The following is a 26,472-nucleotide window of genomic DNA, read 5'->3' as shown; positions in this document are numbered from 1 at the left end:
CCGGGGTACGGGCGCGGGCCTGCCTACGGTGAGAGGGTGAACAACGCGTACGATGTCGCCGTCGTCGGCGCCGGCATCGTCGGGCTCGGCCACGCCGCCGCCGCGCACGCGCGCGGGCTGCGCACCGTCGTGGTGGAGCGCTCGCCTCGCGCGCGCGGGGCGACCGTGCGCGGGTCCGGGCACGTTGGCACGACGCTGCAGGTCGACGCGCATCGCGCTCTCGCCGCCCGCACGCGCGAGCTGTTCCTCTCCTACGCGCCGCGGGCCCGGTTTTGGCTCGCGCGCCGCGGCACGCTCGCGGTCGCGACGGCGGACGACGAGCTCGAGGTGCTGCGCGGGGCCGGCACGGGGCGGATCCTCAGCGGGCGCGAGGTCACGGACCTCGCGCCCGTCGCGGGCGCGATCGGCGGCGCGCTCTACCGCGACGACATGCAGCTGAACCCCCGCGAGATGGCGCCGGCCTTCGCCGCCTGGCTCGCCGCGGAGGGGGTCGACTTCCGGTGGCGCACGACGGCGCTCGGCGCGGATCCCGGATCCCTCGCGACCTCGCGCGGCGACATCCGCGCGGACAACATCGTCTTCTGCGTCGGGGTCGACCTGGAGTCGCTGTGGCCCGACCTCGCGGCCCGGCACGGCGTGCGCCGCCGGGCCACCGACATGATGCTCGCGACGGGCGTGGGCCTGGAGTTTCCCGTCATCACCGGATCCACGATGCTGCGGCACGAGGTCTTCCGGGAGACCCCCGCGCACGCGGACCTGCTGTCGCGATTCGAGCGCGAGCGGCCGGACATCATCGATCTGGGCGTCGGGCAGACGTACGCGGAGGTGTCGGGGCTCGGCGTGCTCATCGGGGCGGCCCACCGGGACGAGGACGACGCCTGGCCGTTCCAGGAGGAGGTCGCCTTCGACGTCCTCTCGCGCGAGGCGCGGCGCCTGTTCGGTCAGAAGCGGCTCGACGTCCGTCAGCGCTGGCGCGCCGTGGCCGCGGCGGTTCCGGGCGACACCCTGCGCGCCCGGGCGGGCGACGGGATCCACGTGTCCGCGGCGGGCGGCGACAGCGCGATGAGCATGGGGCTCGCCCTCGGTGAGACGGTGCTCGCCGACCTCTACGGCCCGTAGGCCCTGAGCCTAGAGGTGGATGTCGACGGCGGCGCGGGACGACTTGAAGGTGCCAATGAACTCCGCGACGGCGACGTGCGCGGGATGGGTCGTGTAGACGGCGAGCGCGTCGGCGTCGTCGAAGTCGGCGACGAGCGCGAAGTCGTAGTTGCCCTCGATGTCCACGGCGTTCGCGCCGACCGTCATGGCGCGCAGGCCCGGGACGACCCCGACGAGCGCCTCCAGCCGCTGGGCGGCCTCCGTGATCGACGCGTTCTTGTCGTCGGCGTCGACGCCGAACATCACGATGTGGCGGATCATGCGGGCTCCCTCGTCGGAACGGTTTCCCTCATCGTAGGGCCCGCACAGGCGTGGCACCACGCGGGCGCGCGGGCCGCGTGCCGCTCATCCGCCGAGCGCGCCGCGGAGCCGGTCGGGGGCGACGCGCCAGTGCGCGTGCAGCTGCCCGTCGATCAGCACGACCGGAATCTTCTCCCACCACGCGTCGTAGAGTTCGGGGTCGTCGAGGATCGACAGCTCCGTCACCTCGACGCCGTCCGCGACAGCGTCCGGCAGATCCGCGATCGTGAGGTCGACGACCTCGCGCGCGACGTCGCACAGGTGGCAGTCGGGCTTGCTGATGAGCGTGAGCGCGGTCACCGCTCCACCTCGTAGCCCGCCTCGATCCACGCGGCCGTCCCGCCCGCGACGTTCGTCGCGTCGTACCCGCGGGACTCGAGCGCCGCCGCGGCCTGCGCCGAGCGACCGCCGAGGTGGCAGATGACGTCGAACTCCGAGGGAAGCTCGTCGAGCCGAGCGCCGAGCTCGGAGAGGGGGATGTTCACGGCGCCCGGCACGCGTCCGGCCGCGAATTCGTCGGCCTCGCGCACGTCGATGAGCGGGGTTTTCTGACGCGCCTTCAGCTCGGCGACGGTGATCTCCTGCATGCGTCCATTCTCCCGCACGCGGCGGGGGACGGATCCGACCGGACACAGCGAGGCGCCGGTCCACCGCGGTGGACCGGCGCCTCGCATACCGCGCCTGTTACTTCTTGTTGCGGCGCTGGTGGCGCGTCTTGCGCAGCAGCTTGCGGTGCTTCTTCTTCGCCATGCGCTTGCGGCGCTTCTTGATGACAGAACCCACGTCGAACCTCGCTATGTCTGGGGCTTGGATGCCGGGCACGGACAGGTGCCGGCGTCCGAGTACGGGCACGGCAGAAAAAGTGCCTCGTCCTACCTTACACTGTGCCGCCGCGCGGGCGAACTCGGCGGGCTCTCAGCCTGCGTGCGCCTGCCCCGCGTCGGGGTTCTGCAGCATCTCGGTGACCGCGCTCTCGGGCACGCGGTAGCTGCGGCCGAACCGCACGGCGGGGAGCTCGCCGGCGTGCACGAGGCGATAAACGGTCATCTTCGACACGCGCATGATGTCGGCGACCTCGGCGACGGTCAGAAACCGCACGTCGGGCATCTGGTCCATCGTGTACTCCCCCGGGATATTGGCGCTTCCCGTTCACCTTAGGGGTAGATCGAGCCTCGTGTAAACCCGCGTGACGCGTGTGAAACCGCGGATCCCCGCGGGGCCGTCGCCGGCGGCGCGCGCCGCTACGCGCCGAGGCGCTTGAGCGCCGTCTGCACGACGGCCGCCGTCCGACCGAGCGACTCGGCGAACTTCGTCGCGGGCTCCGGGAGCGGCGCGTAGACCGACTGCGCCGCCTCCGCCGCGAGCTCGCTCTCGTCCACGAAGAAGGGCACGAGCCAGTCGTCGACCTCCTCCAGCGGCCCCGGCTCGATCCGGTAGTAGCGATGCTGGCCCTCCTCGCGGACCGTGACGAGCCCGGCCTCGCGCAGCACCTTGAGGTGCTTGGAGACGGTCGGCTGGCTCACGCTGAGGTCCGCCACGATCTGCGACACGCTGGTGCCGCCGTCCGACTGCGGGGCGCGGCGGAGCAGGAGCTGGAGGATCTCGCGCCGGGTGCCGTCGGCGATCACGTCGAAGATGTCGGCCATAGCCGACAGCGTATGGCATGGCGGGAATATTCGACACGGTGCGCGGGCCGCCGCGGCGGTACGATGGCGGCTGTCCCGCAGGCCAACGAGAGGCGCATCCGCGATGCCAGGCACTCCTGCCGCGAACGCCGCCGCACCGTTTCGGCGGATCCCCGGCGCGGTGTGGCACTGGTTCCGCGTCATGACCACGCACTCGCCGTCGCGCTTCGCGCTCAGCGTCTTCATCGCCCTGGTGCTGCTGTTCACCGCGCTCCTGTCGCTGCCGATCGCGTCGACGACGCGCGAGGTCACCCCGCTCGCCGACGCGCTGTTCACCGCCGTGTCGACGATCTGCGTCACGGGGCTCACGAGCGTCGACATGGCGGCGCACTGGTCCCCGTTCGGCGACGTCGTGCTGTTCGTCGGCGTCAACATCGGCGGCATGGGCGCGCTCACGCTCGCCTCCCTCCTCGGCCTCGTGATCTCGAAGCGCATGGGGCTGCGCGCCAAGCTCATCGCCGCGGGCGACACGAACCCCCTGCGCGCGCATGGCGGCGCGGTGAACGAGTCGCAGGCGGTGCGGCTCGGCGAGGTCGGCATGCTCCTGCGCACCGTCGCGCTGTCGACCGTCCTCATCGAGCTCGCGGTGACGCTCCTCATCTTCCCGAGCGTCGCTGCGAAGTACCCGTGGTTCGACGCGCTCTGGATCGCGCCGATCTACGCGGCCATGTCGTTCACGAACACGGGCTTCACCCTCAACGACGGCGGCATCGCGGTCTTCCAACACGACTACTTCTTCATGAGCGTGATCATGCTGAGCGTGTTCGTCGGCAGCGTCGGCTTCCCCGTCATCTTCGCGCTCTCGCGCCACATCACGAACCCCCGCAAGGCGACGCTCCTGCGGCCCTCGACCTGGGCCCTGCACGTCAAGCTCACGCTCATCACGACGACGATCTTGCTGTTCGCGGGCGCCGGCACCTTCCTCATCCTCGAGTACGGCAACCCCGGCACGTTCGGGCGCATGAACGCGTGGGACACGATCTTCCAGTCGGTGTTCCTGTCGACCATGACGCGCTCGGGCGGCTTCTCCGTCGTCGACATCGGCGAGCTGTACGGATCCAGCATGGTCGTCGGATCCATGCTGATGTTCGTGGGCGGCGGATCCGCGTCCACGGCCGGCGGGATCAAGGTGACGACGCTCGCGGTGCTCGCCCTCGGTGTGCTGTCCGAGGCGAAGGGTCGGCAGTCCGTCGAGGCGTTCGGGCGGCGGATCCCCTCGGACGTGCAGCGCGTGGCCGTCGCGGTTCTCGCGTGGGGGGCGACGATCGTCGCCGTCGCGACCATCGTCATCGCGCAGATCACGCACGCGCCGATCGCCCAGGTGCTCTTCGACGTCATCTCCGCGTTCGGCACGGTCGGCCTGTCGACCGGGTTGACGGAAACTCTCCCGGACCACGCGCTCTACGTGCTCGCGGTGACCATCTTCATGGGCCGCGTTGGTACAGTCACACTGGCCGCGGCGGTCGCCGCGACCTCCCGCACGCAGCACTATTCGCTTCCCGTCGAAAGGCCGATTGTTGGTTGAGCAGATCCGCAGCGACGCCCCCGTCCTCGTGATCGGGCTGGGCCGCTTCGGCGCCGCCTGCGCCGGGGAGCTCGACCGCCTCGACCGCGACGTCCTCGCGATCGACGCGAACCTCGGCCTCGTGCAGAAGTGGGCCGATCGCGTCACGCACACCGTCCAGGCGGATGCACGCAGCCTCGAGGCGCTCAAGCAGATCGGCGCGCAGGACTTCCAGGTGGCCGTTGTCGCTACGGGATCCTCGATCGAGGCGTCGGTGCTCATCACGGCCAACCTCGTCGACCTCAAGGTGCCGCAGATCTGGGCGAAGGCAACGTCGCAGTCGCACGGCAAGATCCTCTCGCGCGTCGGCGCAAACCACGTCATCTACCCCGAGCGCGAGGCCGGCGAGCGCGTCGCGCACCTCGTCAGCGGCCGGATGCTCGACTTCATCCGGTTCGACGACGACTTCGTGCTCGCGAAGATGTTCCCGCCGAAGTTCATCCGCGGCGCCACCCTCGCCGACACGAGCGTGCGCAGCAAGTACAACGTCACGGTGGTGGGGGTCAAGGCGCCGGGCAAGCCCTTCCGGTACGCCGAGGCGAAGACGATCGTCACCAACCACGACCTCATCATCGTCTCGGGAACGAACCAGGACGTCGAGCGCTTCAGCTCGCTCGATCGCTGACCTACCGCAGCTGCGCGAAGCGCTCGACCTTCTTCGTCGGGCCGATGACGAGCACCGTGTCGCCCTCGCGCAGGACGGTCGCGGTGTCCGCGTGCTCCCACGCGCCCGCCGGATCCCGGCGCGCCGCAATAGTGACGCCGTGGCGCTCCCGCAGCTGCGTCGCGCCGAGGGGCGTGCCGTGGAGCTCGCGGGGCGCGCTCACCTTCACGAGGGCGTACCCCTCGTCGACCTCGAGGTAGTCCTTCGCCGCCCCGCGCACGAGGTGCGCCACGCGGCGCCCCATGTCCTTCTCCGGGTAGATGACGTGGTGCACGCCGAGCTGCTCGAGGATCCGCCCGTGTTGCTCGTCGGTCGCCTTCGCCCAGATCACGGGGCCGTCGAGCTGCAGGAGCAGCGACGCGGCGAGGATCGAGACCTTGAGGTCTCCGCTGATGGCGATGACCGCGCGATCGAACTCGTGCACCGCGAGCTGCCGGAGCACCTCCTCCTTCGTTGCGTCAGCGCGCACGACCTGCGTGAGGCGGCCGTTCATCTCCTGCACGCGGTCCGGGTCCGCGTCGATTCCGAACACCTCGGTGCCCGACGCCATCAGCTCGAGGGCGACGGATCCGCCGAAGCGGCCGAGCCCGATCACCACGACGGAGTCGGCCTCGGCGATGCGCCGCGAGCTCTCACCGAACGACAGAAAAGATCCCATAGTGCGTGTCTCCTTGTGCGCCTCAGCCGATGGCCGGGCGTTCCTTGGGCAGTTCGTAGGCAACCCGGCGCTCCCGCAGGGCGAGCGCGGATCCGCGTGCCGTAGCCCTCGCTCCCCAGGGTGTCGGGGTTCGACCACTCCATCGTCGTGATCGCGAGCGTGGAGATGACGAGGAGCGCGGCCGTCACGATCAGGACGATGCGGGTGTTCATCGTCCGGTGCAGCGGCGTGCGCAGCTCGCGGCGCAGCTGCCGCAGGACGGGGAACCCGATGCCGCCGACGATGATCGCCGCGCACAGCGGCAGAAGGATCCAGCCGTCCGACGCGAAGCCCATCATGCTGTCGGAGTACAGCGCGAAGCCCGCGTTGTTGAACGCCGACACCGCGTGGAACACGGCGGACCACGCGGCGCGCCCGACCCCGTAGTTGTACGCCACGAGGAAGCGCACGAACAGGATGGCGGCGCAGGCGGCCTCGATCGCGACGGAGGTGAGGAAAATGCCGCCCGCGATCCGCTTGATACTCGGCTGCCCGACCGCCCGGGTCTCGGCGACCGCGTTCATGCGGGCGCGCACCGACACCTTTCGCGCGAGAACGATGCCCACGAGCGCGGCGCAGACCATGATGCCGAGGCCGCCGAGCTGGATGAGGGCGGAGGATCACGGCGAGGCCGAAACCGCTCCAGTGCGTGGCGGTGTCGAGCGTCACGAGCCCCGTCACGCACAGGGCCGATGTCGCGGTGAACAGCGCGTCGACGATGCTCGTGCGGTTGCCGGGAGCGGACGAGATCGGGAGCCAGAGGAGGAGGGTGCCGACAGCGAGGGCGGAGCCGAATCCGAGGACGATGGCCTGCGCGGGCGCAAGGCCGCGCCACGAGGGCGCGAAGCGACTCACGAGGGACGACAGTACGCCGATTCGCCCGGCGCGCAAGCCCCTCCCGCGCGGCGGGTCGCGGGCGGCCTCAGCCCTCCGCGCTGAGCTCCTTGGCGCGCGCGTAGGCGGCGTCGGTGGCGTCGCGGAAGACCGCGTCCAGGCCCGAGCCCTGGAACACGCCGACGGCGCGCTCCGTCGTGCCCTTCGGGCTCGTCACGCGGCGCCGGAGCTCCTCGGCCGGCAGATCCTCGGCCGCGAGCAGCTCGGTCGCGCCGCGGAACGTGCGCTCCGCCAGCAGGCGGGCCGTGGCGTCGTCGAAGCCCTGGTGGCGCGCGGCGCCGGCGAGCATCTCGATGAACAGGAACACGTAGGCGGGGCCGGATCCGGAGATCGTCGAGATCGCGTCGATCCCGTCGTCGCCGTCGACCTCGACGGTCACCCCGACCGTCTCGAACAGGCGCCGGACGAGGGCGAGGTCCTCGGCGTCGGCGTGCGCGCCGGCCGCGAGGCCCGTCACGCCCCGGCCCACCGTGGAGGGGGTGTTGGGCATCGAGCGGATCACGCGCGCGCCCGGGAGCTTCTCCTCGAACTGCGCGAGCGTGATGCCCGCCGCGAGGCTCACGACGATCGCGTCGTCGGCGAGGTGCGGGCCGATCTCATCCAGGAGGTCGGCGACCATGTACGGCTTGACGCCCACGAGCACGATGCGCGCGGCCGCGGCGGCGCGCTGGTTGCCGTCGGGGGTCTCCTCAAGCGCGATGCTCGACACGCCGTCGAGCCCCGCGAGATCCCGCGACTTGGCGGCGGTGCGGTTCGTGACGTGGATCCCGCCGTCGACGGGGATCCCGCTGGCGACGAGGCCGCGCAGGATGGCGCCTCCCATCGAACCAGCACCGATGAACGCGACAGAGGGAAGTGACGTGGCCATGCGTGCCACGCTACCGGCCGCAATAGACTCCGTCACATGAGTGCACACGGGGGCGGCAAGGCGATTCTCGCCGCGTTCATCGCGAACATGGGGATCGCCGCCGCAAAGTTCGTCGGCTGGCTACTGTCCGGATCCGCGTCGATGCTCGCGGAGGCCGTTCACTCGGTCGCCGACTCGAGCAATCAGATCCTGCTCTTCCTCGGCGGCCGGCGGGCGAAGCGCGAGGCCGACACGGAGCACCCGTTCGGGTACGGCCGCGAGCGCTACGTGTACGCGTTCGTCGTGGGCATCATCCTCTTCTCGGTCGGCGGCCTGTTCTCCGTCTACGAGGGCGTCGAGAAGATCACCCACCCGCACGCGCTCAGCGAGACCTGGTGGTGGCTGCCGATCGTCATCCTCGTGTTCGCGATCGGGCTCGAGTCGTTCTCGCTGCGCACCGCGGTGAAGGAGGCCAACGCCGTGCGCGACCACGGGCAGTCGTGGTGGTCGTTCATCCGGCGCTCGCGCTCGCCCGAGCTGCCCGTGCTGCTGCTGGAGGACTCGGGCGCGCTCGTGGGCCTCGTGTTCGCGCTCGCGGGCGTCTCGCTCACCGTGATCACGGGCGACCCGCTGTACGACGCGCTCGGCACGCTCGCGATCGGCGTCCTCCTCATCGTCATCGCGATCGTCGTCGGCGTCGAGATGAAGAGCCTCCTCGTGGGCGAGGGCGCGACGCGCGCGCAGCTGGACGCCGTGATGCGGGCCATCACCGACGGCCCCGAGGTCGAGCGCCTCATCCACATCAAGTCGCTCTACGTCGGGCCCGAGGAGATGCTCGTTGCGGCGAAGATCGCGCTCCCGCTCGACAAACCCCTCGGCTCGGTCGCGCGCGACATCGACGAGGTGGAAAAGCGGATCCGCGACGCCGTCCCGCAGGCGCGCGTCGTCTACCTCGAGCCGGACGTGTACCGCGCGCCGACAGCGCAGCAGCCGACGACCGAGGCCTTCGTCTTCCCCTCGAGCGACTGACGCCGCCGGAGCGGTGCCAGGATGGATCCATGCCCGGCACCGAGTTCTGCGTCTTCACCGAGCCCCAGCAGGGGGCGACCTACGACACGCAGCTGGCGTTCGCGCGCGCGGCGGAGGCGGCGGGCTTCGACGGCTTCTTCCGATCCGATCACTTCCTCCGCATGGGCGGCTTCTTCTCGGGCGAGCCCGGACCGACCGACGCGTGGACGACGCTCGCGGGCCTGGCGCGCGAGACGGAGCGGATCCGCCTCGGCACGCTCGTCTCGTCGGTGACGTACCGCGTGCCGGGGATCCTCGCGATCCAGGTCGCGCAGGTCGACCAGATGTCGGGCGGCCGCGTCGAGCTCGGGCTCGGCACGGGGTGGTACCCGGACGAGCACGAGGCCTACGGCATCCCGTTCCCGCGGCGCCGGTTCGACCTCCTCGAGGAGCAGCTCGCGATCATCACGGGGCTGTGGACGACGCCCGCCGGCGAGGCCTTCTCGTTCGACGGATCCCATTACCACCTCCGCGAATCCCCCGCGCTCCCGAAGCCCGTGCAGGACCCGCCGCCCGTCATCGTCGGGGGCGCGGGTCTCGAGCGCACGCCGCGCCTCGCGGCCCGGTACGCCTCGGAGTTCAACATCGTCTTCCAGCCGGAGGACGTCGTCGTCGATCGGTGGGCGCGCGCCCGCGCCGCGTGCGAGGAGATCGGGCGCGACCCCGAGACCCTCAAGACGACGGTCGGGCTCACGACCCTCGCGGGTCCCACCGAGCGGGACGTCGCCCGCCGTGCCGCCGCCACGGGCGTCGACCTCGCGGGCTTCCGCGCCGATCACACCTTCTGCGGGTCCGCCGCCGAGATCGCCGATCGCGCCGGGAGGCTGATCGAGGCCGGCGCCCGCCGAATCTACTTCCAGGTGCTCGACATGGCCGACCTCGATCAGGTCGCCTACCTCGGCGACGAGGTCCTCCCGCAGCTGCGCTGATCGGCCGTCAGCGGCGCCGCTCGAAGAACGCGGCGAGGGGCGCGCGGGCCTCGCGCTCGAGCACGCCGCCGACGACCTCCGCGCGGTACGGGAGCCGGCGGTCGCGCAGCACGTCGTAGACGGATCCGGCGGCGCCCGCCTTGTCGTCCCAGGCGCCGAAGACCACCCGCGAGAGCCGGGCCTGCAGGATCGCGCCCGCGCACATGAGGCAGGGCTCGAGCGTGACGGCGAGGGTGAGGCCGTCGAGGTTCCAGCCGCCGATCGCGCGCGCGGCGGCGCGGATCGCGACGACCTCGGCGTGCGCGGTCGGGTCGCCGATTTCCTCGCGCAGGTTGCGCCCCTCCCCCAGGATGCGCCCGTCCGGGCCCGCGACGACCGCGCCGACGGGAACGTCCCCCGCCGCGCCGGCCTCGCCGGCGAGCGCGAGGGCTCGCCGCACGAGGGCGGTGTCGACGGGGGACGGGTGCACGCGCTCCAGGTTACGGCGTGACGACGGCCCGGCCGCGGAGCGACCCCTCGTGGAGGCGGCGGTACGCCTCGGGCGCGTCGTCGAGCGAGAACGTCTCGGTCTCGACGCCGACAAGCCCGGTGCGCGCGAGGTTCAGGACTTCCATGAGTTCGGGGCGCGAGCCCCAGTACGGCGAGCGGATCGTCGCGTCGTACGGGCGGGCCATCATGCCGACCTGGGCTGTGTTGCCGCCGACGCCGACGAGGACGAGATCGGTCTCGACGCCGCTGAGCGCGGATCCGAGGTCGACGGTCGGCTGGATGTTGACGAAGTCGAAGACGGCCGTGACGGTCGCGGATCCGGTCGCCTCGCGGATCCGGTCCACCGCCTCGGGGTTCGACGCGAAGGCGTGGTGCGCGCCCACGTCCTTCGCGAGCTGCAGCTTCTCGTCGCTCACGTCAAGCGCGATTACCGTGGCCGGCGTCAGCGCGCGGAGGATCTGGATCGCGACGTGGCCGAGGCCGCCCGTGCCGATGACGACGGCCGTGGACCCGGCGACGAGCTTGTCGAGGGAGCCCTTGATCGCGTGGTACGGCGTCAGGCCAGCGTCCGTGAGCGCGACGTTCTTCACGGCGTCGAGGTCTCCGAGCGGCACGAGGAAGCGCGGGCTGTCCACGATCATGTACTCGGCCATCGACCCATCGTGCCCGAGGCCGGGAGGCGTGATGCCGAGCTCGGCGGCGCGCTCGCAGTAGTTTTCCTTGCCCTGCGAGCACGGGTAGCAGCGGCCGCAGCCCCACGGTCCGTACACCGCGACGGCGTCGCCGACCGCGACCTCGGTGACGCCCTCGCCGACCTTGTCGACGATGCCCGCGCCCTCGTGGCCCAGGGTCATCGGCAGCGGGTACGCGGCCGTGTAGACCTCCTCGGGCAGGCTCATGAGGAACTCGTCGGAGTGACACGCGCCCGCGGCGGTGACCTTCAGGCGCACCTGGCCGGGGCCGGGCTCGGGAGTGGGAACCTCACGGACCTCGGGCGGCTGACCGATGCTCACGTACTGCAACGCCTTCATTGGTGTCTCCTTACTGAACGACGGGGTACGCGCCGAAGGGGCGACGCGCCTTCATTATCCCCCAGAGATCGACACCTGTCGCGGGGGTCGGCCGGGCGCGGAAAACCGATCGAGCGCTCTCGCGGGTGGGCACCGTACCCTGGTCGCATGCGCGTGCACATTGCCGACCACCCCCTCGTCACCCACAAGCTGAGCGTCCTCCGCGACAAGACGACGCCCTCCCCCGTCTTCCGCCAGCTGACGGAGGAGCTGATGACCCTCCTCGCCTACGAGGCGACCCGCGGCGTGCGGGTGGCGGAGTGCGAGGTCGAGACCCCCGTCACGACCACCCGCGGCGTGAAGATCGCGGATCCGAAGCCGCTCGTCGTTCCGATCCTGCGCGCCGGGCTGGGCATGCTGGAGGGGATGACGAAGCTCGTCCCGACCGCCGAGGTCGGGTTCGTCGGCATCGTGCGCAACGAGGAGACGCTCAAGCCGACGACGTACGCTGAACGCCTCCCCGACAACCTCGCGGGGCGCCAGTGCTTCGTCCTCGACCCCATGCTCGCGACCGGCGGCTCCCTCGCCGCCGCCATCAAGTTCCTCTTCGACCGGGGCGCCGACGACGTGACGGCCGTGTGCCTGCTCGGCACGCCCGAGGGCGTGCAGGCGATCGACGCTCTCGTCGGCGACCGCGACGTGAGCCTGGTCCTCGGCGCGATGGACGAGCGCCTCAACGAGAAGGGCTACATCGTGCCCGGGCTCGGCGACGCCGGCGACCGCCTCTACGGCACCGCCGGCTGACGCGCGGCCGCGGCCGCGGCCGTCAGCCGCGCGAAGCCGCTCAGCGCGGCGACCTGCTCGGACGCGAACGGCAGGTCGTCGAGGAGCGCGGGGCTGTGCACGAGGAAGGCCGCGACCTTGGCGCGGCTGATGCCCACGTTGAGCCTGTTGGGCAGGAGGAGGAACTCGAGCCCGCGCGGCGCGTCGCGGCCCGAGGAGGCCGCGAGCGTGAGGATCGCGATCGCCGCCTCCTGGCCCTGGAAGCGGTCCACCGTCCCCACGCGCACGGCGGAGAAACCGGCCGCGGCGAGCGCCCGCTCCACGGCCTGCTGGTGGGCGTTGTACGGGGCGACGACGATGACGTCGCGCTCCTCGAGGGGCCGCTCGGCCCGCGGGGTGGCGTTCTGGTCGTCGTCGATGTCGATGTCGACGAAGCCGCGCCCCAGGACGTCGCGCACGATGGCGACGACCTCGGCCGCCTCCTCCACCGACTCCGTGGCGTTTCCGCGGTGGACGACGGGGCGCGGGTGCAGGCCCGGTTCCACTCCCTCGACCGTGCGGAGCTCGGCGCCGTCGCGCGCACGAAGCCGCCCGCCGTACGACAGCTCGGAGACGGGGCGCGCGAGCTCCGGGTGCATCCGCCAGGTGCGCTCGAGGAAGTACCCGTGCCCGTCAGGGAGGACGGACGCGCCGCGCATGAGCCAGCCGAGCGCGGAGGTGTCGATCGGCGCGGGGTGCGTGCCCTGGCTGACCTGGGGCAGCTGCTGCGGATCTCCCAGGAGGAGGAGCCGGCGGGCCGCCATCGACACCGCGATCGTCGAGGCGAGCGAGAACTGCCCCGCCTCGTCGATGACGAGGAGGTCGAGGGAGCGCCGCTCGACGCGCGCGACGTTCGCGAGGTCCCACGCCGTGCCACCGATGACGACCCCGCCGCGCGCCCGGCGCTGGAACTCCGCAAGCCCCTGATACGGCAGCGCCTGGAACGCGTGGGCGCCTGCGTCCGCCCCCCGCTTGGGCACCTTCCCCACCCGCTCGCGGGCCACGCCCGCGCCGACCACGCGGTCGAGCATGTTCTCGACGACCGCGTGGGACTGCGCGACGACGCCGACCCGCCAGCCATGGTCGTTCACGAGCCGCGCGATGACGTGGGACCCGACGTAGGTCTTGCCGGTTCCGGGCGGGCCCTGCACCGCGAGATAGGTGGGCACGCTGAGGAGGGAGAGCACGATCGCGTCGATGTCGCTGCCGATCGCCTGGCTCACAACGCGGCCGGCGTGGTGGTCGGCGCGAAGGCCGCGGAGGATGTCGGTGGCCGGGTCGATGGGGAATGCGCCGTCGGCCGCGCCCACGTTGCGCTCGCCGCGGAGGAGGGCGTCGGCCCACTCGTCGATCGCACCCTGCTGGGCGCCGGCGCGGGGCGGCGCGGCGGGGGTGAGCGCGAGCGGGAGCTCGCCCCAGGTGCGGCCGTCGGCGGCGTACTCGTCGACGACGATGCCGTCATCGGCGTGCTCGACGACGGTCACCTGTCGCGCCACGTGGAGCCAGCGCGCTGAGGCTTCGGACGGGAACGGCGCCGGCGCCGCATACAGCGCGAACGGCGTGCTCCCCGGCGCCAGGCGACTTCCCGGCGCGAGGTCGCCGCGCAGGAGCAGGCGGCGCCGCTCGGAACGGGCCCCCTCCGGCGTGTGCCAGCCCGAGACGAGCGCCGTCTCGGCCGCGTCGATGACGAGCACGTCGCGGGTCTCGCCCCAGAGCGCGACGGGCTGGTGCAGCCGCTCGAAGTGCGCCTGCCAGAACGATCGCGCCTCGCGCGGGTAGTAATCGATCGCGGCGGCCGCGAGGCGCAGCGCGCGCTCGTCGCGGGTCGGCTCGGCCCGCGGATCCGCCGCCTCGCGCGCCTCGCGGAGATCCTCGGCACGCGCGGTCAGGGCGAGCGCGCGGGGCGAGGGCTCGTCGGCGCCGCGCGGGCGGTCCTCCGGCGGGGCGGGGAGCACCCGCGCCTCGCGCGCCCGCTCGACGAGCCAGTCGCGCAGGCGCCTCGTCGAGACGCAGTCGTAGCGGTTGTAGTCGGCCAGGTCGTCGTCGATGCGGCGCGCGGCACCCTCCTCGCCCGCCGCCGCGAGGCGCCGTGCTTCGACGTAACGCCCGATCGACTGATCGCCCTTCGTCACGTCCTGCGTGCGCACCTCGGACCCCATGTACAGCGGCTCGAGCTTCTTGATCGAGTACGACCGGGACCCGACGCGGATCGCGCGCTTGACGATCGGATACAGGTCGACGAACAGCTCGTCGCGGAGCATGCGGTCCACGTCGGCCTCGCGCACGCCGTGCCGGGCGGCCATCGCCGTGAGGTGCGACGTCTCGTACGGCGCGTAGTGGTAGATGTGCATGTCGGGGTGCGCCCGCCGCCGGGCGGCGACGAAGTCGCAGAACCGCTCGAGCGCCCGCTTCTCGGCGGCGAGGTCGTGCGCCCAGATCGCCGTGTAGTTCTCGGCCATGTCGACCCAGCCGAACAGGTAGTCGATGCCCCAGGCGAGGCGGCCGTCCTCGGCGCGCTCGCTGAAGAGCGGGTCGCCCTCGAAGTCGAAGAAGATGTCGCCGCGGTCCGGGCGCGGCATCGTGCCGAGCGCCTCGGGCCCCGCGACCTCGTAACGCGGCGCGGCGTCGCCCGACCGCTCCGTCTCGATCTGTAGCCGCGCCTGCGCGACGAGCGCGTCGAACGCGTCCTCACTCATCCGCTCCGGGCGCGCAGTCGCCGCGGCGAGCGCGTCGATCGTCTCGATCCCCGCGCGCCGGATCCGCTCGCGCGCTGCAGGCCGCATGCCCGCGACGAGTAACACGTCGCGGTGCGCGAGCACCTCGACCTCGCAGGTCGCGCACCGGCCGCAGGCGCGCACGTTGAGCGCGCCCCGCGCATCGCCCCACGCGATCGGCTCGGCACCCGCGCCGGCCGCGAGGTCGCGGTCGGCGACGAGCGCCCGCAACCGGGCCCGGCGCACCTCGAAGAGCGGCAGGAGATCGGCCACCTCGTGCGTGGACACCGACCCATCGCCCAGGAGCAGGTCGACCTGGTCGGACGTGTCGGCGCCCGCGGCGCGCAGGCGATCGACGTATGCCGCGAGCTGCATGAGCGCGGACACCCGCGCCGTGCGCGCCAGCTTCGTGTCCTGCACCCGCCAGCGCCCCGCCTCGTCGCGGACAAGGAAATCGGCGAACCCCACGAAGTCCTCGGCCGAGAACGCCGCCTGGAAGACGACGCGGACCGCCGGATCCGCGAGCGCGGCGGCCGTGTGTTCCACGGCCGCCGCCAGCGCGTCGGCGTCGGCCGACGACGCGCGCTCGATCTCGACGACCGCCCCGGGGTGCGCCGCGCGGTAGGCATCCAGGGTGCGCGCCTCGTGCGCGTCGCCGAGGCGCGCGGCGCGCTCGAGCATCTCGTCGGCCGGGTCCTCCACGAGGGGGCAGCGGCCGAGCTTCGCGTCGACCTGGCGCATCCACGCGAACTCGCAGTCGGCGGAGGCCTTCAGGTCGCTCGCGCTCCACACCAGGCGGCCGGCGTCTCGGATGATCCTCATGCCTCCACGGTAATTCCCACCCCCGACATCGGCCCGCGCGGGGCGAGCGGAGATGGTGGGAGACTGAGGCGGTGACCGCTTTCGACTTCCGCAGCGCCTACCGCCACGGCTTCGCGCGCGTCGCGGCCTGCCATGTCCCCGTCGCCGTCGCCGACCCCGCGACCAACGCCGCGGCCGTCATCGAGGCGGCGCGCGGGCTCGACGCGGACGCGGTCGCCGTCGCTGTCTTCCCCGAGCTGTGCCTGACGGGGTACGCGATCGACGACCTCGTCCTGCAGGACGTGATCCTCGACGCCGCGCGCGACGCCATCGAGCGGATCCGCGCCGCCTCCGCCGACCTCATGCCCCTCCTCGTCGTGGGCGCGCCGCTCGCGCGCGGCGGCCGCGTCTACAACACCGCCGTGGCGATCCACCGCGGGCGCGTGCTCGGGGTCGTCCCGAAGTCGCACCTGCCCACCTATCGCGAGTTCTACGAGCGGCGCTGGTACGCCCCCGGCGACGACCAGCGCGGCACGATCACCCTCGGCGGCGCCGACGTCCCGTTCGGCCCCGACCTGCTGTTCACCGCCACTGATGTCCCCGGCCTCGTCGTGCACGCCGAGGTGTGCGAGGACATGTGGGTTCCCGTACCGCCGTCGTCGCTCGCCGCCCTCGCCGGCGCGAGCGTGCTGCTGAACCTCTCGGGCAGTCCCATCACGGTCGCGCGCGCGGAGGACCGGAGGGCGCTCGCCCAGTCCGCCTCGGCGCGCTGCCTCGCCGCCTACGCCTACGCCGCGGCGGGCCTCGGCGAGTCCACCAACGACGTCTCGTGGGACGGCCAGACGATGATCTTCGAGGCGGGCCGCCTGCTCGCCGAGACCGAGCGATTCCCGGACGGCCCCACCGCGTCGATCGCCGACGTGGACCTGGACGCGATCCGCCAGGACCGGATCCGCCAGGGCACCTTCGACGACAACCGGCGCGCGAACGACGAGCGCGCCCGCTTCCGCACCGTGGAGTTCACGCTCGCGCCGCCGATGGGCGACGTGGGCCTGCGCCGCGAGGTGGATCGCTTCCCCTTTGTGCCGAACGACGCCGCCCGGCTCGCGCAGGACTGCTTCGAGGCGTTCCACATCCAGGTCTCGGGGCTCGTGCAGCGCATGGGCGCGATCGACGGGCCGAAGGCCGTCATCGGCGTCAGCGGCGGGCTCGACTCGACGCACGCGCTGCTCGTCGCGGCGCGCGCGATGGACAGGATGGGGCGGCCGCGGAGCGACATCCTCGCCTACACGATGCCCGGCTTCGCGACGAGCGACCACACGAAGCGCAACGCGATCGCGCTCGCCGAGTCGGTCGGCGCGCGGATCGAGACGATCGACATCCGGCCCGCGGCCACCGCGATGCTCACCGAGATGGGCCACCCCGCCGGATCCGGCGAACCGGTCTACGACGTCACCTTCGAGAACGTCCAGGCGGGCCTGCGCACCGACTACCTCTTCCGCCTCGCGAACCACCACGGCGGCATCGTCATCGGCACGGGCGACCTGTCGGAGTTCGCGCTCGGCTGGGCGACCTACGGCGTCGGCGACCAGATGAGCCACTACGCGGTCAACAGCGGCGTGCCCAAGACCCTCATCCAGCACCTCATCCGCTGGGTGGCGTCCGAGGGCGAGCGCCAGGGCGTGACCGACGAAGAGGCCCGGATCCTCCGTTCCGTCCTCGACACGGAGATCTCGCCCGAGCTCGTGCCCGTCGGCGCGGACGGGAAGGCGCAGTCCACCGAGGACACGATCGGCCCCTACGCGCTGCACGATTTCGCTCTCGCGCACGTGCTGCGCCGCGGCGCGCGCCCGTCGAAGATCGCCTTCCTCGCCGAGCACGCGTTCTCCGACGCGGGCCGCGGATCCTGGCCCCCCGGGTTCCCCGCGGGCGAGCGGCCCGAGTACGACCTCGAGACGGTCGTCCAGTGGTTGCGCGTGTTCGTGGCCCGGTTCTTCGGGTTCGCCCAGTTCAAGCGCTCGGCGGTGCCGAACGGCCCGAAGGTCTCGGCGATCGGATCCCTCTCGCCGCGCGGCGACTGGCGGGCGCCGAGCGACGGCAACGCGCGGGCCTGGCGCGCGGAGCTCGACGGCGCGGTCGCGCCGCTCGGGCTCTAGCGCAACTCAGTCGTCGTCGTCCCCGTCATCGTCGTCATCATCGTCATCGTCCCCGTCGTCATCGTCATCGTCATCGTCATCGTCCACGGGGGCCGGAGCGGGCTCGGGCTCGGGCAGCGGCGCGGGTTCCGGCGCGGTGGCGCCCTGGCCGCCGCCCGTCGGCGCGTCGTCCTCGGCGGGGCGCGCGGTCTCGCGGGGCTTCTCCGTCGGCTCGGGCGTGGGCGTCGCGGACGGATCCACGGGATCGCCCACCGCCTTCGCCGCGCCCGCCGGCTCGCCCGTGAGCGCGCCGTCCTCGACGACCCGTCCGGCGTCCGTGCGCACCTCCATCGCGTGCGCGGCAGCCGTCGCTCCCACTGCCGCGATGCCGAGACCCGCCGCCGCGACGAGCGCGTATCCGATCCATGCCTTGCGTGCCACGATGCCTTCTCCCCTGTCGGTGTCACCCCAGCACACTGCGGGCGGATGAAGCGGGCCACAGCGGACGATGAGACCGTCCTTATCCTGCCCACTCCCGCGCCGCGCTGCCGGGATACTTGAGGCGTGACCGACCACCCGACCGCCACCCGGCGCCCCGTGATCTCGGTGCGGGTGCGCCTGGTGGTCGCGATCGTCATCTCGGTCGCGCTCGGGCTCCTGGCCGTGGGGGCGACCGTGTACCTCGTGGAGCGGGCGAGCACGATCGACCAGATCGATCAGCGGCTCGAGGACAACCTCGCCTCGGCCCGGTACCTCGTCTCGGAGGGGCTCGACGGGCGCGCGTGGACGTCGAGCGAGGACGCGCTCGACGCGGTCGTCCAGCGCATGAGCCCCGACGACAACACGGGCGTCGTCGGCGTGTGGGACAGCGAGGCGCAGCGCGTGCCCGGCGTTCCGCTCGACCTCGACCTCGTGCGCGACGCCCCCGGGTTCATCGACCACGTCGTCGCGCTCACGGATGAGGCGGGCGCGGTCATCGGCGCGACCTACGCCGAGGAGGGCGTGCGGTGGCGCTACCTCGCGGTGCCGATCGAGATCCCGGACTCGCCCGCCCCCGCGAGCGCGCTGTTCGTGATGGCGTTCGACATCGACGCCGAGCTGGCCGAGATCAACGACGCGCGCGACGCGTACCTCACGGTCTCCGCGATCGTCATCGTCGCGGTCGGCGTGATCGCGGGCATCGTCGCCGGCCGCCTCCTGCGCCCGCTGCGCCTCATGCGCACCACCGCGGAGCGCGTGTCCGCGCAGTCCCTCGGCGAGCGCCTCCCCGTCGAGGGCCGCGACGACGTCTCGCAGCTCGCCGGCACCATGAACGACATGCTCGACCGGCTCGACACCGCGCTCGACTCGCAGAAGCAGCTCCTGAGCGACGTGCGCCACGAGCTGCGCACCCCGCTCACGATCGTCCGCGGTCACCTCGAGCTGATGGATCCGACGGATCCACGCGACGTCCGCGAAACGCAAACCCTCGCGCTCGACGAGCTCGACCGCATGAGCGAGCTCGTGAAGGGGCTGTCGGAGGCGGCCGCCCTGCACGGCCCCTCCCCGGTGCACCCGGTCGCCGTCGACGTCGCCGACCTCACGGCGCAAATCGTGCGCAAGGCCGGCGCCATCGTGGGGTCGGAGGTGACCGCGGGTCCCGCCGCGGAGACGGTCGCCGTGCTCGACCCGGCCCGCGTCACGCAGGCAATGCTGCAGCTCGCGCAGAACGGCGTCACGCACGGCGGCGGGCGCCTCGTGATCGGGAGCACGCTCGCCGAGGACCGGCTCGAGATGTGGGTGCGCGACGCGGGCCCCGGCGTGCCCCCCGACGCACGGTCGACGATCTTCGAGCGCTTCACGCGCGGGCCGGGCGCCGAGGCCCCGGGAAGCGGCCTGGGCCTGAACATCGTGCAGATGATCGCGCAGGCCCACGGCGGCGAGGCGCTGGTGCGCGACGCCCGGCAGGGCCCCGGATCCGTCTTCGTCCTGTCCCTGCCCGCCCCCGGCGCGCGTCCCCCGGCGTCGCCCCCGACGGGCCACGGCGGCGTGCCGCCACGCCCGCCGCTCCCGGGCGCGGGCGGCGGGGTCCCGACCGCACCGACCGCGACGGCGACGCCGTCAATCCGCCCCTCAGGAGAGCGCCCATGGCATCCATCCTCATAGCCGACGACGAGGCCCGCATCGCGGGGTTCATCGAGAAGGGCCTGCGCGCGGCGGGGTTCGCGACGCGCATCGCCTCGGACGGCGCCGAGGCCCTCGACCTGGCCCTCACGGGCGAGTTCGACCTGCTCGTGCTCGACGTGAACATGCCGAAGCTCACGGGCTTCGAGGTCCTCGAGCAGCTCCGGGGTCAGGGGGCGACGCTGCCGATCATCATGCTCACCGCGCGCACCGACCTCGGCGACACGGTCACGGGCCTGGAGGGCGGCGCGGACGACTACCTCGGCAAGCCCTTCCGGTTCGACGAGTTGCTCGCGCGGATCCGGATCAGAATGCGCCGCTCGCCGGAGAGCACGTCGCCGGCCGAGCTACGCCACCGGGATCTCCTGCTCGACGTGCGCACGCGGCGCGCGCACGTCGACGGGGACGCGGGTGTGGAGCTCTCCGCGCGCGAGTTCGCGCTCGCGGAAGAGCTGATCCGGCATGCCGGACAGGTGCTCAGCCGCGAGCAGCTCCTCAGCCGCGTGTGGGGATACGACTTCGACCCGGGCTCGAACGTCGCGGATGTCTACATCGGCTACCTGCGCCAGAAGCTGGGGCAGGCGCGCATCGAGACGGTGCGCGGGGCGGGCTACCGGCTCGTGTGAGCTACTCGGCGGCGCGCGCGTTGTAGACCGTGACGGCGCCGGAGTCGACGGAGGCGCGGTACGCCTCGAACACGGCGATCGCCTCGGCCTTGGCGACGTTGCGGGTCACCGAGATGCCGCGCCCCTCGAACGCCTCGGGCCACGTCTCGATCATGGGGCCCTCGTCGAAGGTCGTGATCTCCTCGCACTCGGGGCCGTGGCCCGCGAGGACGAGGGAGGTGATGCCCGACCACATGGCGGCGCCGTAGCACTGCACGCAGGGGCGCCAGTTCACGACGAGCTCGTGCGCCGGGAGCCCGTCGCCGCCCAGGTCCCACGCGCCGAGGCGCGCCTGGGCGAGGCCGAGGGCGGTGACCTCGGCGTGCCCCGAGGAGATGCCGGTGGAGAGCACGACGTTGACGCCGACGGAGACGATGCGCCCCGTGTCGCGCTCGGCGACGAGGGCGGCGAACGGGCCGCCGTTGCCCTCGCGCCAGTTGCGGTCCGCGAGCCGGTTGACGAGCGCCACGCGCTCCTCGACGGTCGGGAGCGCGTCGGGGACGTCGGCGATCTCGTCGGCGACCCAGGCGGGGAGCTCGAGGGTGAACGAGGTGGCAAGCGGCGGAAAGTTCATGCCGCGAGCCTAGGCGGCGCGTGTTACGCGAAATCGCACGCCGCGCGGCGCGCCGGTCAGCCGCGCTCGCGCGAGCGGAAGAGGTACTTCAGCACGCCGAAGACGATGAGCGCCACGACGGCCACGACGACGAGCTTGAAGAGCCAGAACAGCACGCTAAAGAGCAGGTTGACGAGCCACCAGGCGATGACGATCGCCGCGATCACGCCGAGAACGGTCCAGAGCGTGCCCTTGTTCATGCGTCCCAGCCTACTGGTCGATCTCGCTCCACCCGCCCGGGGTCTGCCGCACGCGCAGCTGCGCGGGGATCTGCTCCTTCATCGCCTCGACGTGGCTGATGACGCCGACGGTCCGGCCGCCCTGCCGCAGCTCGTCGAGCGTGCGCATGGCCGTCTCGAGGGTCTCGGCGTCGAGAGATCCGAAGCCCTCGTCGATGAAGAGCGTGTCGAGCCGAATCCCGCCCGCGCGCCGCGTGACGACCTCGGCGAGGCCCAGGGCCAGCGACAGCGAGGCGAGGAAGGTCTCGCCGCCGGACAGCGAGTGGGGCGGCCGGGCCTGCCCCGTGAATCGGTCCATGATCTCGAGGCCGAGGCCGGATGCGGCGCCGCGTCGGGCGAGCGCGTCGGTGTGCTGGAGGCTATAGCGCTCGTCGCTCATGTCGGCAAGCCGGAGGTTAGCCGCCTCGACGATCTCCTCAAGCTCGGCTGCGAGGACGAACGTCTCGAGGTTCATGCGCTTGGAGTTGGGCGCGCGCCCCGCGACGGTGTCGGCGAGGCGTGTCATGGCGTCGGCGTCGTCGGCGCCGCCCGCGATGTCGTCGCGGAGGGCGCGGGCGCGATCTTGGGCCGTCGCGAGCCGCTCCGCGCGCGCCCCCAGGTCGGCGCGCGCGGCCACCTCGGCGTCGAGGCGAGCGCGCGCCTCGCTCAGCGCGGCCTCGTGCGGGGCGAGGTCGATGGGGGTGTCGGGGAGATCGGCGGGGGTGTCGGCGATCGCGGCGGTGGCGGCCGCGCGTTCTTCGCCGGCGCGCCGGATGAGCGCGTCGAGCTCGGCGCGGCGGGCGGCGTCGCGCAGCGCGGCGCGGGCGGCATCTTCGCTGTCGAAGCCAGCGTCCTGGACGCCCCGGGCGAGCTCGGCGGTGGCGGCGCGTTGGGCGCCCGCCGCGCGGTCGCGTTCGCGCCGGGCCTCGGCGGTGGCGGCGGCGCGGGAGGCGAGGCGGCGTGCCCAGCCGATGCGCTCGGCGACCGAGTCGAACGCTCCGCGCGCGGCGGCGACGGCCTCCTCCTCGGCGGCGAGGTCGGCCGCGGTCCGCGCGACGCGCGTGGCGAGGTCGGCCTCGTCGGCGATCGCCTGCCGCTCGTCGTCCTCGAGGCGGCGTTGGGCACCCTCGAGATCGTCGCGCTGGCGCTCGAGCGCGATCTTCTCGCGGGCGGCCTCCGCGGCGGCGTCGCGCGCGCCGCGGGCGGCGAGCAGGTCGCCGTTCACCTCGGTTTCGGTGCGCCCGCCGGCGCGCTGCTCGGCGGAGCGCAGCGCAATCTCGGCCTCGCCGCGGCGGGCGACGCTCTCGTCGTGCGCGGCGACGGCCGCGTCGCGAGCGGCGGAAGCCTCGTCGATCGCCTCGGCCGTGGCGTGGCCGTCGGGGACGATTGCGGGCGCGGGGTGGCTCGTCGCACCGCAGACGGGGCAGGGCTCGTCTGCGGCGAGGGTCTGGGCGAGCTCGCCGGCGAAGCCGGACAGCCGCAGGCTGTGGAGCCGGTCGAGGGTGCGCTCGGCGGCGTGGCGCTCGTCGGCTCGTGCCGCGGCGTCGGCCGCAGCGGCCTCGTAGGCGCGGGCGAGCGTGCCGCGTTCGACCACCGCGGCGATCTGCTGCTCCAGCTCGCGGATGTGGGCCTCGGCGGTCTCTCGGCGCGCGGCGCGCTCGGCGGCCTCCTCAAGCGCGGCGCGGGTGGTGCGGATCCGCTCCGGGAGCGCCTCGCGCTGGGCCCGCAGGGCGGCGGTGCGGGCGCGGGCGGCCGCGAGGCGTTCGCGCTCGGCGCGGGCGTCGTCGGCGCGGGTGGCGAGGCCGGTCTCGCGCTCGCGGATCGGCTCCCACGCGCCGATGACCCCGTGCATTTCCGCGCCGAAGTCGTCGAGAGCCTCGGGGTCGGCGTCGCGGCCGGGCACGCTCGCGACGGCGTCGTCGGCGGGGGCCTCGTCGCGCGCGGCGCCCCACGCCGCGACGGCGGCGTCGGCAGCGGCGCCTGCCTCGGCGAGCGCGGTGTCCGCGACGGCGGCGGCGCGGATCCGCTCGCGGACGCCGTCGGCGCGGGCCGCGGCGTCCCGCTCGCGCTCCGCGGCCGCAAGGTCGTCGGCCGCGGCGTCGAGGGCCGCGAGCCGCGCGCGGGCGTCGTCGCGGCGTCGCTGCGCGTCGGCGGCGGCGCGCTGCGCGGCGACGACGGCCTCCTGCCGGTCGCGCTCGGCCCGCGCCTCGTCCTCGCGTGTGCGCGCCGCGTCGGCGGCGGCCCGCGCGACGCGCGCGGCGCGGTCGAGGGCGAGGGCCGCCGGCTCGGGGTCCGCGCCCGCTTCGGCCTCGAGCGCGCGGACGATGTCGGGCTCGGCCTGCGCGAGGAGCGCGTCGAGGGCGCGCGTGCGGTCGGCGACGGCCTCTTGGGCGGTGCGGCGGCGCTCTTCGAGAGCCTGTTCGTAGTCCTCGAATCGCCGCGTCCCGAAGAGGGTGCGCAGAAGCTTCTGGCGGTCGTCGTTCCCGGCGAGGAGGAACTGCGCGAAGCGCCCCTGGGCCAGGAGGATCACCTGCAGGAATTGCTGGTGGCTGAGGCCGATGATCTCGGCGACGAGGTGGCCGACGTCGACGGCACGAGCGGCCCGGCCTTCCCACGCGTCTCCGACGCGTTCGAACATCTCGGCGGTGGCGGCCGCCTTGGTGGTGCCGGTGCCGCGGCGCTTCGGGCGCTCGTACTCGGGCGTGCGCACGATGCGCCAGCGCGCGTCGTCGACGGAGAATTCGACGGCGACGCGCGTGGGGTCGTCGAGCCCGGCGTGGTCGCTGCGGAGGCGCTTCTCGCTGGTTTCGTACCGGGGCGTGGTGCCGTACAGGGCGAAGCAGACGGCGTCGAGGATGCTGGATTTGCCGGCGCCGGTGCGGCCGGAGATGAGGAAGAGCCCGTCGGCGGCGTACGCGTCGAGGTCGATGTCCTGCCGCGCACGGAAGGGGCCGAACCCCTCGATCTCGATCCGATGGATCCTCATGCCTGCTCCTTCCCAGCGTGGGCGGAGACGATCTCGGCGATCACGGCGCGCTCGGCGTCGGATGCGCCCTCTCCGGCGCGCACGAAGCCGAGGAAGTCGTCGACGATCTCGGCGTCGGGGGTGCCGCGGCCGACGCGGTCGCGGTACGTGCGGGCGGGGCCGTCGGACCCGCGCTCGGGCGCGGGCTGGATCGTGGCGCAGAAGGGGAACCGCGCGCGCAGGCGCCGCATGGGGTCGGGCTGCGGCGTGGCATCGGTGAGGACGGCGCAGACCCAGTCGTCCTCGTGCGGGGCGAGGTCGGGATCCTCGAGCAGGGTGGCGAGATCACCGCGGAGCGTGACGAGCCGGCGCGGCACGGGGAGGTCGAGCCAGGCGACGCTCTCGACGCCGCCCGGGCCGAGGTCGACGAGCCAGGATCCGCGGGGCTTGGCCGCCTCGCCGAAGCTGTAGTGCAGGGGCGCGCCGGAGTACCGGATGCCGGGGGCGAGCTCGGCGCGGCCGTGGATGTGGCCGAGCGCGACGTAGTCGGGGCCCGCGAGGTCGGCGAGCGGGACGACGTCGAGGGATCCTTGGCGGAGGTCCTGCCGCACCTCGCGCTCAAGTTGCGGCGTCGGCTCGACGCCCGCGGCGAAGCAGTGCGCGATGGCGACGTGGCGCCCGCCCCGCTCGGCGTGGTCGGCCGCGACGAGGCCCATGGCATGCCGCACGGCGTGTTCCTGGGTGCGCAGCTCGGCGTCGGGCCAGAGGTGGCGGACGAGCGCCGGCTCAAGGTAGGGAATGCCGTAGAAGTGCACGGGCCCGTGCGCGTCCTCAAGCGTGACGGGCTCGCCGACCGACAGCGGATCCGTCACGACGTGCACGCCGGAGGCGCCGAGGAAGCGCGACTGGAACCCGAGGCGGGCGGCGGAGTCGTGGTTGCCGCTCGTGACGATGACGCGCGCGCCCGCCTCGCGGATCGCCGCCAGCGTGTCGCTGAGGAGGGTGTATGCGGCCGCGGCGGGCGTCGCGGAGTCGAAGACGTCGCCCGCGACGATGACGACGTCGACGTCGTGCTCCGCGACCTGGCCCGCGAGGGTGTCGAGCACCCCGCTGAGGGCCTCGAGCGTCGAGTGCCCGTGAAATGACCGGCCGATGTGCCAGTCGGAGGTGTGCAGGATCCGCATGCCCTCACGCTAGAGCGGACCCCCGACATTCCACGAAACCCGGGAACGGGGGCGGCCCCCGTTCGCGTCCCGCACCGTCGCCGCGTAGCGTGGCGGGCATGACGGATGCCGAGCAGCCGAAGAACATCGTCCACAACGCCCGCGTGCAGGAGGCGCTCGGGGTGTGGGCCGAGACGAAGGATCCGCGGACGCACAGCGAGGTGCTCCGCCGCGCGGCCGCAGGGCAGCTGCTGCTCGACATCAGCCCGTCGGAGTTCGCGGATCCGGAGAACCCGATGCAGGAGGGCGACAAGCTGATCGTCACCTCCGTGCGGGACGAGGACGGCAAGGATCTGCTGCTCGCCTTCACGGACAACCCGCGCCTCGAGGCCTTCGCGCCGACCGAGAAGGCCACCTCGCTCGCGCAGCCCGCGGCCGCCGCGCTCAAGCAGGCGATGGATCACCACGACGGCATCGCGATCGACGCCGGAACGCCCGGCGCCTTCATCGCCTACCGCGACGAGCTGCAGCGCGCGTTCGGCGACAGCTCGGCCGACGCCGCCTCCCTCGCCGGCGCGCTCGTCGACGGCGGCGTACAGCTCGACGAGTTCGTGCGAATGCTTTCGGGCGCCGTCGTCTACGTCGGCGGGATCCCCGTGAAGGACGACGCGGGCGAGACCACCGGCTATCACGTTGCCAGCGCGACCCGCGCCGACGGCGAGACGCTGCACGCGGTCTTCACGAGCCCCGCGGAGCTGTGGGCGTGGGAGCCGAGCGCCATCGCCCAGCCCACCTCGCTCGACAAGATCGTGGCCTCCGCCCGCGAGGACGGCATGGTGGGGCTCGTCGTCAACCCCGTGGGCCCCGCCGCAGAGCTCAAGCTCGAGTGGTTCGAGGCCGCCGAGTAG

Annotated in this window: 27 protein-coding genes; 10 read left to right on the top strand and 17 right to left on the bottom strand. The window is 73.0% G+C overall.

Going from position 1 to position 26,472, the window contains the following annotated elements:
• Positions 1-36: 36 nt before the first annotated feature.
• Positions 37-1,119 carry an FAD-dependent oxidoreductase gene (locus GJQ66_RS02225; RefSeq protein ID WP_196215781.1) on the top strand — a complete coding sequence of 361 codons (1,083 nt, stop codon included), beginning with the start codon at positions 37-39 and terminating at the stop codon, positions 1,117-1,119.
• Positions 1,120-1,128: 9 nt separating this feature from the next.
• Here GJQ66_RS02225 and GJQ66_RS02220 read toward each other — a convergent pair whose 3' ends face one another.
• The 6 genes from GJQ66_RS02220 to GJQ66_RS02195 form a co-directional block, all read right to left on the bottom strand.
• The gene (locus GJQ66_RS02220) at positions 1,129-1,419 is read right to left on the bottom strand and encodes a Dabb family protein (RefSeq protein WP_155047722.1); all 291 of its coding nucleotides are present in this window, start codon (positions 1,417-1,419) and stop codon (positions 1,129-1,131) included.
• 84 nt (positions 1,420-1,503) lie between these two features.
• Entirely contained in the window at positions 1,504-1,758 is a 255-nt protein-coding gene (locus GJQ66_RS14560; protein WP_368732560.1) for a glutaredoxin family protein, read from the bottom strand.
• Positions 1,755-2,045, bottom strand: coding sequence for a rhodanese-like domain-containing protein (locus tag GJQ66_RS02210; RefSeq protein WP_230379228.1), 291 nt, complete (start codon positions 2,043-2,045; stop codon positions 1,755-1,757). The genes GJQ66_RS14560 and GJQ66_RS02210 overlap by 4 nt, the downstream gene beginning before the upstream one ends.
• 97 nt (positions 2,046-2,142) lie before the next feature.
• Positions 2,143-2,241, bottom strand: coding sequence for an AURKAIP1/COX24 domain-containing protein (locus GJQ66_RS02205; RefSeq protein WP_003792170.1), 99 nt, complete (start codon positions 2,239-2,241; stop codon positions 2,143-2,145).
• A 132-nt stretch (positions 2,242-2,373) separates the two neighbouring features.
• Positions 2,374-2,574: a helix-turn-helix domain-containing protein gene (locus GJQ66_RS02200; RefSeq protein ID WP_155047721.1), complete on the bottom strand. Its 201-nt coding sequence runs from the start codon at positions 2,572-2,574 to the stop codon at positions 2,374-2,376.
• A 125-nt stretch (positions 2,575-2,699) separates the two neighbouring features.
• Complete coding sequence (locus tag GJQ66_RS02195; protein ID WP_155047720.1) at positions 2,700-3,104, bottom strand: helix-turn-helix transcriptional regulator; 405 nt, start codon at positions 3,102-3,104, stop codon at positions 2,700-2,702.
• A gap of 181 nt (positions 3,105-3,285) precedes the next feature.
• Here GJQ66_RS02195 and GJQ66_RS02190 point away from each other — a divergent pair, with 181 nt between their 5' ends.
• On the top strand, positions 3,286-4,668 hold the full coding sequence (locus GJQ66_RS02190; protein ID WP_230379241.1) for a TrkH family potassium uptake protein: 1,383 nt from the start codon (positions 3,286-3,288) through the stop codon (positions 4,666-4,668).
• A complete protein-coding gene (locus tag GJQ66_RS02185) occupies positions 4,661-5,332 on the top strand; it encodes a TrkA family potassium uptake protein (RefSeq protein WP_155047718.1) in 672 nt (223 codons plus the stop codon). Before GJQ66_RS02190 ends, GJQ66_RS02185 begins: the two co-directional genes overlap by 8 nt.
• Position 5,333: 1 nt before the next feature.
• Here the strand turns inward: GJQ66_RS02185 and GJQ66_RS02180 are convergent, their stop codons facing one another.
• From GJQ66_RS02180 to proC, 3 genes are all read right to left on the bottom strand, one after another.
• A complete protein-coding gene (locus GJQ66_RS02180; protein ID WP_155047717.1) occupies positions 5,334-6,029 on the bottom strand; it encodes a TrkA family potassium uptake protein in 696 nt (231 codons plus the stop codon).
• Entirely contained in the window at positions 5,963-6,652 is a 690-nt protein-coding gene (locus GJQ66_RS02175) for a potassium transporter TrkG (protein WP_155047716.1), read from the bottom strand. Before GJQ66_RS02175 ends, GJQ66_RS02180 begins: the two co-directional genes overlap by 67 nt.
• Before the next feature lie 338 nt (positions 6,653-6,990).
• A complete protein-coding gene (gene proC / locus GJQ66_RS02170) occupies positions 6,991-7,830 on the bottom strand; it encodes a pyrroline-5-carboxylate reductase (RefSeq protein WP_155047715.1) in 840 nt (279 codons plus the stop codon).
• A 36-nt stretch (positions 7,831-7,866) separates the two neighbouring features.
• On the opposite strand from proC, the gene GJQ66_RS02165 reads away from it, so the two are divergent.
• Together GJQ66_RS02165 and GJQ66_RS02160 are read left to right on the top strand one after the other, a co-directional pair.
• Entirely contained in the window at positions 7,867-8,838 is a 972-nt protein-coding gene (locus tag GJQ66_RS02165; protein ID WP_155047714.1) for a cation diffusion facilitator family transporter, read from the top strand.
• Between the two features lie 29 nt (positions 8,839-8,867).
• Positions 8,868-9,806 carry an LLM class F420-dependent oxidoreductase gene (locus GJQ66_RS02160; RefSeq protein ID WP_155047713.1) on the top strand — a complete coding sequence of 313 codons (939 nt, stop codon included), beginning with the start codon at positions 8,868-8,870 and terminating at the stop codon, positions 9,804-9,806.
• Positions 9,807-9,813: 7 nt separating this feature from the next.
• Here the strand turns inward: GJQ66_RS02160 and GJQ66_RS02155 are convergent, their stop codons facing one another.
• Positions 9,814-10,275: a nucleoside deaminase gene (locus GJQ66_RS02155; RefSeq protein WP_368732559.1), complete on the bottom strand. Its 462-nt coding sequence runs from the start codon at positions 10,273-10,275 to the stop codon at positions 9,814-9,816.
• Between the two features lie 10 nt (positions 10,276-10,285).
• Complete coding sequence (locus tag GJQ66_RS02150; protein ID WP_155047712.1) at positions 10,286-11,326, bottom strand: NAD(P)-dependent alcohol dehydrogenase; 1,041 nt, start codon at positions 11,324-11,326, stop codon at positions 10,286-10,288.
• 147 nt (positions 11,327-11,473) lie between these two features.
• Here GJQ66_RS02150 and upp point away from each other — a divergent pair, with 147 nt between their 5' ends.
• Positions 11,474-12,109: a uracil phosphoribosyltransferase gene (upp, locus tag GJQ66_RS02145; RefSeq protein WP_155047711.1), complete on the top strand. Its 636-nt coding sequence runs from the start codon at positions 11,474-11,476 to the stop codon at positions 12,107-12,109.
• On the opposite strand, the gene GJQ66_RS02140 is transcribed toward upp, so the two are convergent.
• The gene (locus GJQ66_RS02140; protein ID WP_155047710.1) at positions 12,091-15,663 is read right to left on the bottom strand and encodes a bifunctional RecB family nuclease/DEAD/DEAH box helicase; all 3,573 of its coding nucleotides are present in this window, start codon (positions 15,661-15,663) and stop codon (positions 12,091-12,093) included. The genes upp and GJQ66_RS02140 overlap by 19 nt on opposite strands.
• A gap of 71 nt (positions 15,664-15,734) precedes the next feature.
• On the opposite strand from GJQ66_RS02140, the gene GJQ66_RS02135 reads away from it, so the two are divergent.
• A complete protein-coding gene (locus tag GJQ66_RS02135) occupies positions 15,735-17,798 on the top strand; it encodes an NAD(+) synthase (RefSeq protein ID WP_368732558.1) in 2,064 nt (687 codons plus the stop codon).
• 6 nt (positions 17,799-17,804) lie between these two features.
• Here the strand turns inward: GJQ66_RS02135 and GJQ66_RS02130 are convergent, their stop codons facing one another.
• The gene (locus tag GJQ66_RS02130; RefSeq protein ID WP_155047709.1) at positions 17,805-18,218 is read right to left on the bottom strand and encodes a hypothetical protein; all 414 of its coding nucleotides are present in this window, start codon (positions 18,216-18,218) and stop codon (positions 17,805-17,807) included.
• Between the two features lie 123 nt (positions 18,219-18,341).
• On the opposite strand from GJQ66_RS02130, the gene GJQ66_RS14555 reads away from it, so the two are divergent.
• A complete protein-coding gene (locus tag GJQ66_RS14555; protein ID WP_155047708.1) occupies positions 18,342-19,922 on the top strand; it encodes a HAMP domain-containing sensor histidine kinase in 1,581 nt (526 codons plus the stop codon).
• Positions 19,904-20,566 (top strand): response regulator transcription factor, encoded by a 663-nt coding sequence (locus GJQ66_RS02120; protein ID WP_155047707.1) that lies wholly within the window; start codon positions 19,904-19,906, stop codon positions 20,564-20,566. The genes GJQ66_RS14555 and GJQ66_RS02120 overlap by 19 nt, the downstream gene beginning before the upstream one ends.
• 1 nt (position 20,567) lies before the next feature.
• Here GJQ66_RS02120 and GJQ66_RS02115 read toward each other — a convergent pair whose 3' ends face one another.
• Genes GJQ66_RS02115 through GJQ66_RS02100 form a run of 4 tightly spaced genes read right to left on the bottom strand, consistent with a single transcriptional unit; the run spans position 20,568 to position 25,585 of the window.
• On the bottom strand, positions 20,568-21,179 hold the full coding sequence (locus tag GJQ66_RS02115) for a nucleoside deaminase (protein WP_155047706.1): 612 nt from the start codon (positions 21,177-21,179) through the stop codon (positions 20,568-20,570).
• Between the two features lie 56 nt (positions 21,180-21,235).
• On the bottom strand, positions 21,236-21,418 hold the full coding sequence (locus GJQ66_RS02110; protein WP_155047705.1) for a hypothetical protein: 183 nt from the start codon (positions 21,416-21,418) through the stop codon (positions 21,236-21,238).
• Between the two features lie 10 nt (positions 21,419-21,428).
• The gene (locus tag GJQ66_RS02105) at positions 21,429-24,422 is read right to left on the bottom strand and encodes an AAA family ATPase (protein ID WP_155047704.1); all 2,994 of its coding nucleotides are present in this window, start codon (positions 24,420-24,422) and stop codon (positions 21,429-21,431) included.
• Positions 24,419-25,585 (bottom strand): exonuclease SbcCD subunit D, encoded by a 1,167-nt coding sequence (locus GJQ66_RS02100; RefSeq protein WP_155047703.1) that lies wholly within the window; start codon positions 25,583-25,585, stop codon positions 24,419-24,421. Before GJQ66_RS02100 ends, GJQ66_RS02105 begins: the two co-directional genes overlap by 4 nt.
• Positions 25,586-25,683: 98 nt before the next feature.
• Here GJQ66_RS02100 and GJQ66_RS02095 point away from each other — a divergent pair, with 98 nt between their 5' ends.
• Positions 25,684-26,472, top strand: coding sequence for an SseB family protein (locus tag GJQ66_RS02095; protein ID WP_196215780.1), 789 nt, complete (start codon positions 25,684-25,686; stop codon positions 26,470-26,472).

Source organism: Microbacterium sp. ZXX196 (assembly GCF_009709595.1).
In the GTDB taxonomy this organism is placed as follows: domain Bacteria; phylum Actinomycetota; class Actinomycetes; order Actinomycetales; family Microbacteriaceae; genus Microbacterium; species Microbacterium excoecariae.
The sequence above is the reverse complement of the archived record's forward strand: the minus strand, read 5'-3'. Positions and strand labels throughout refer to the sequence as shown.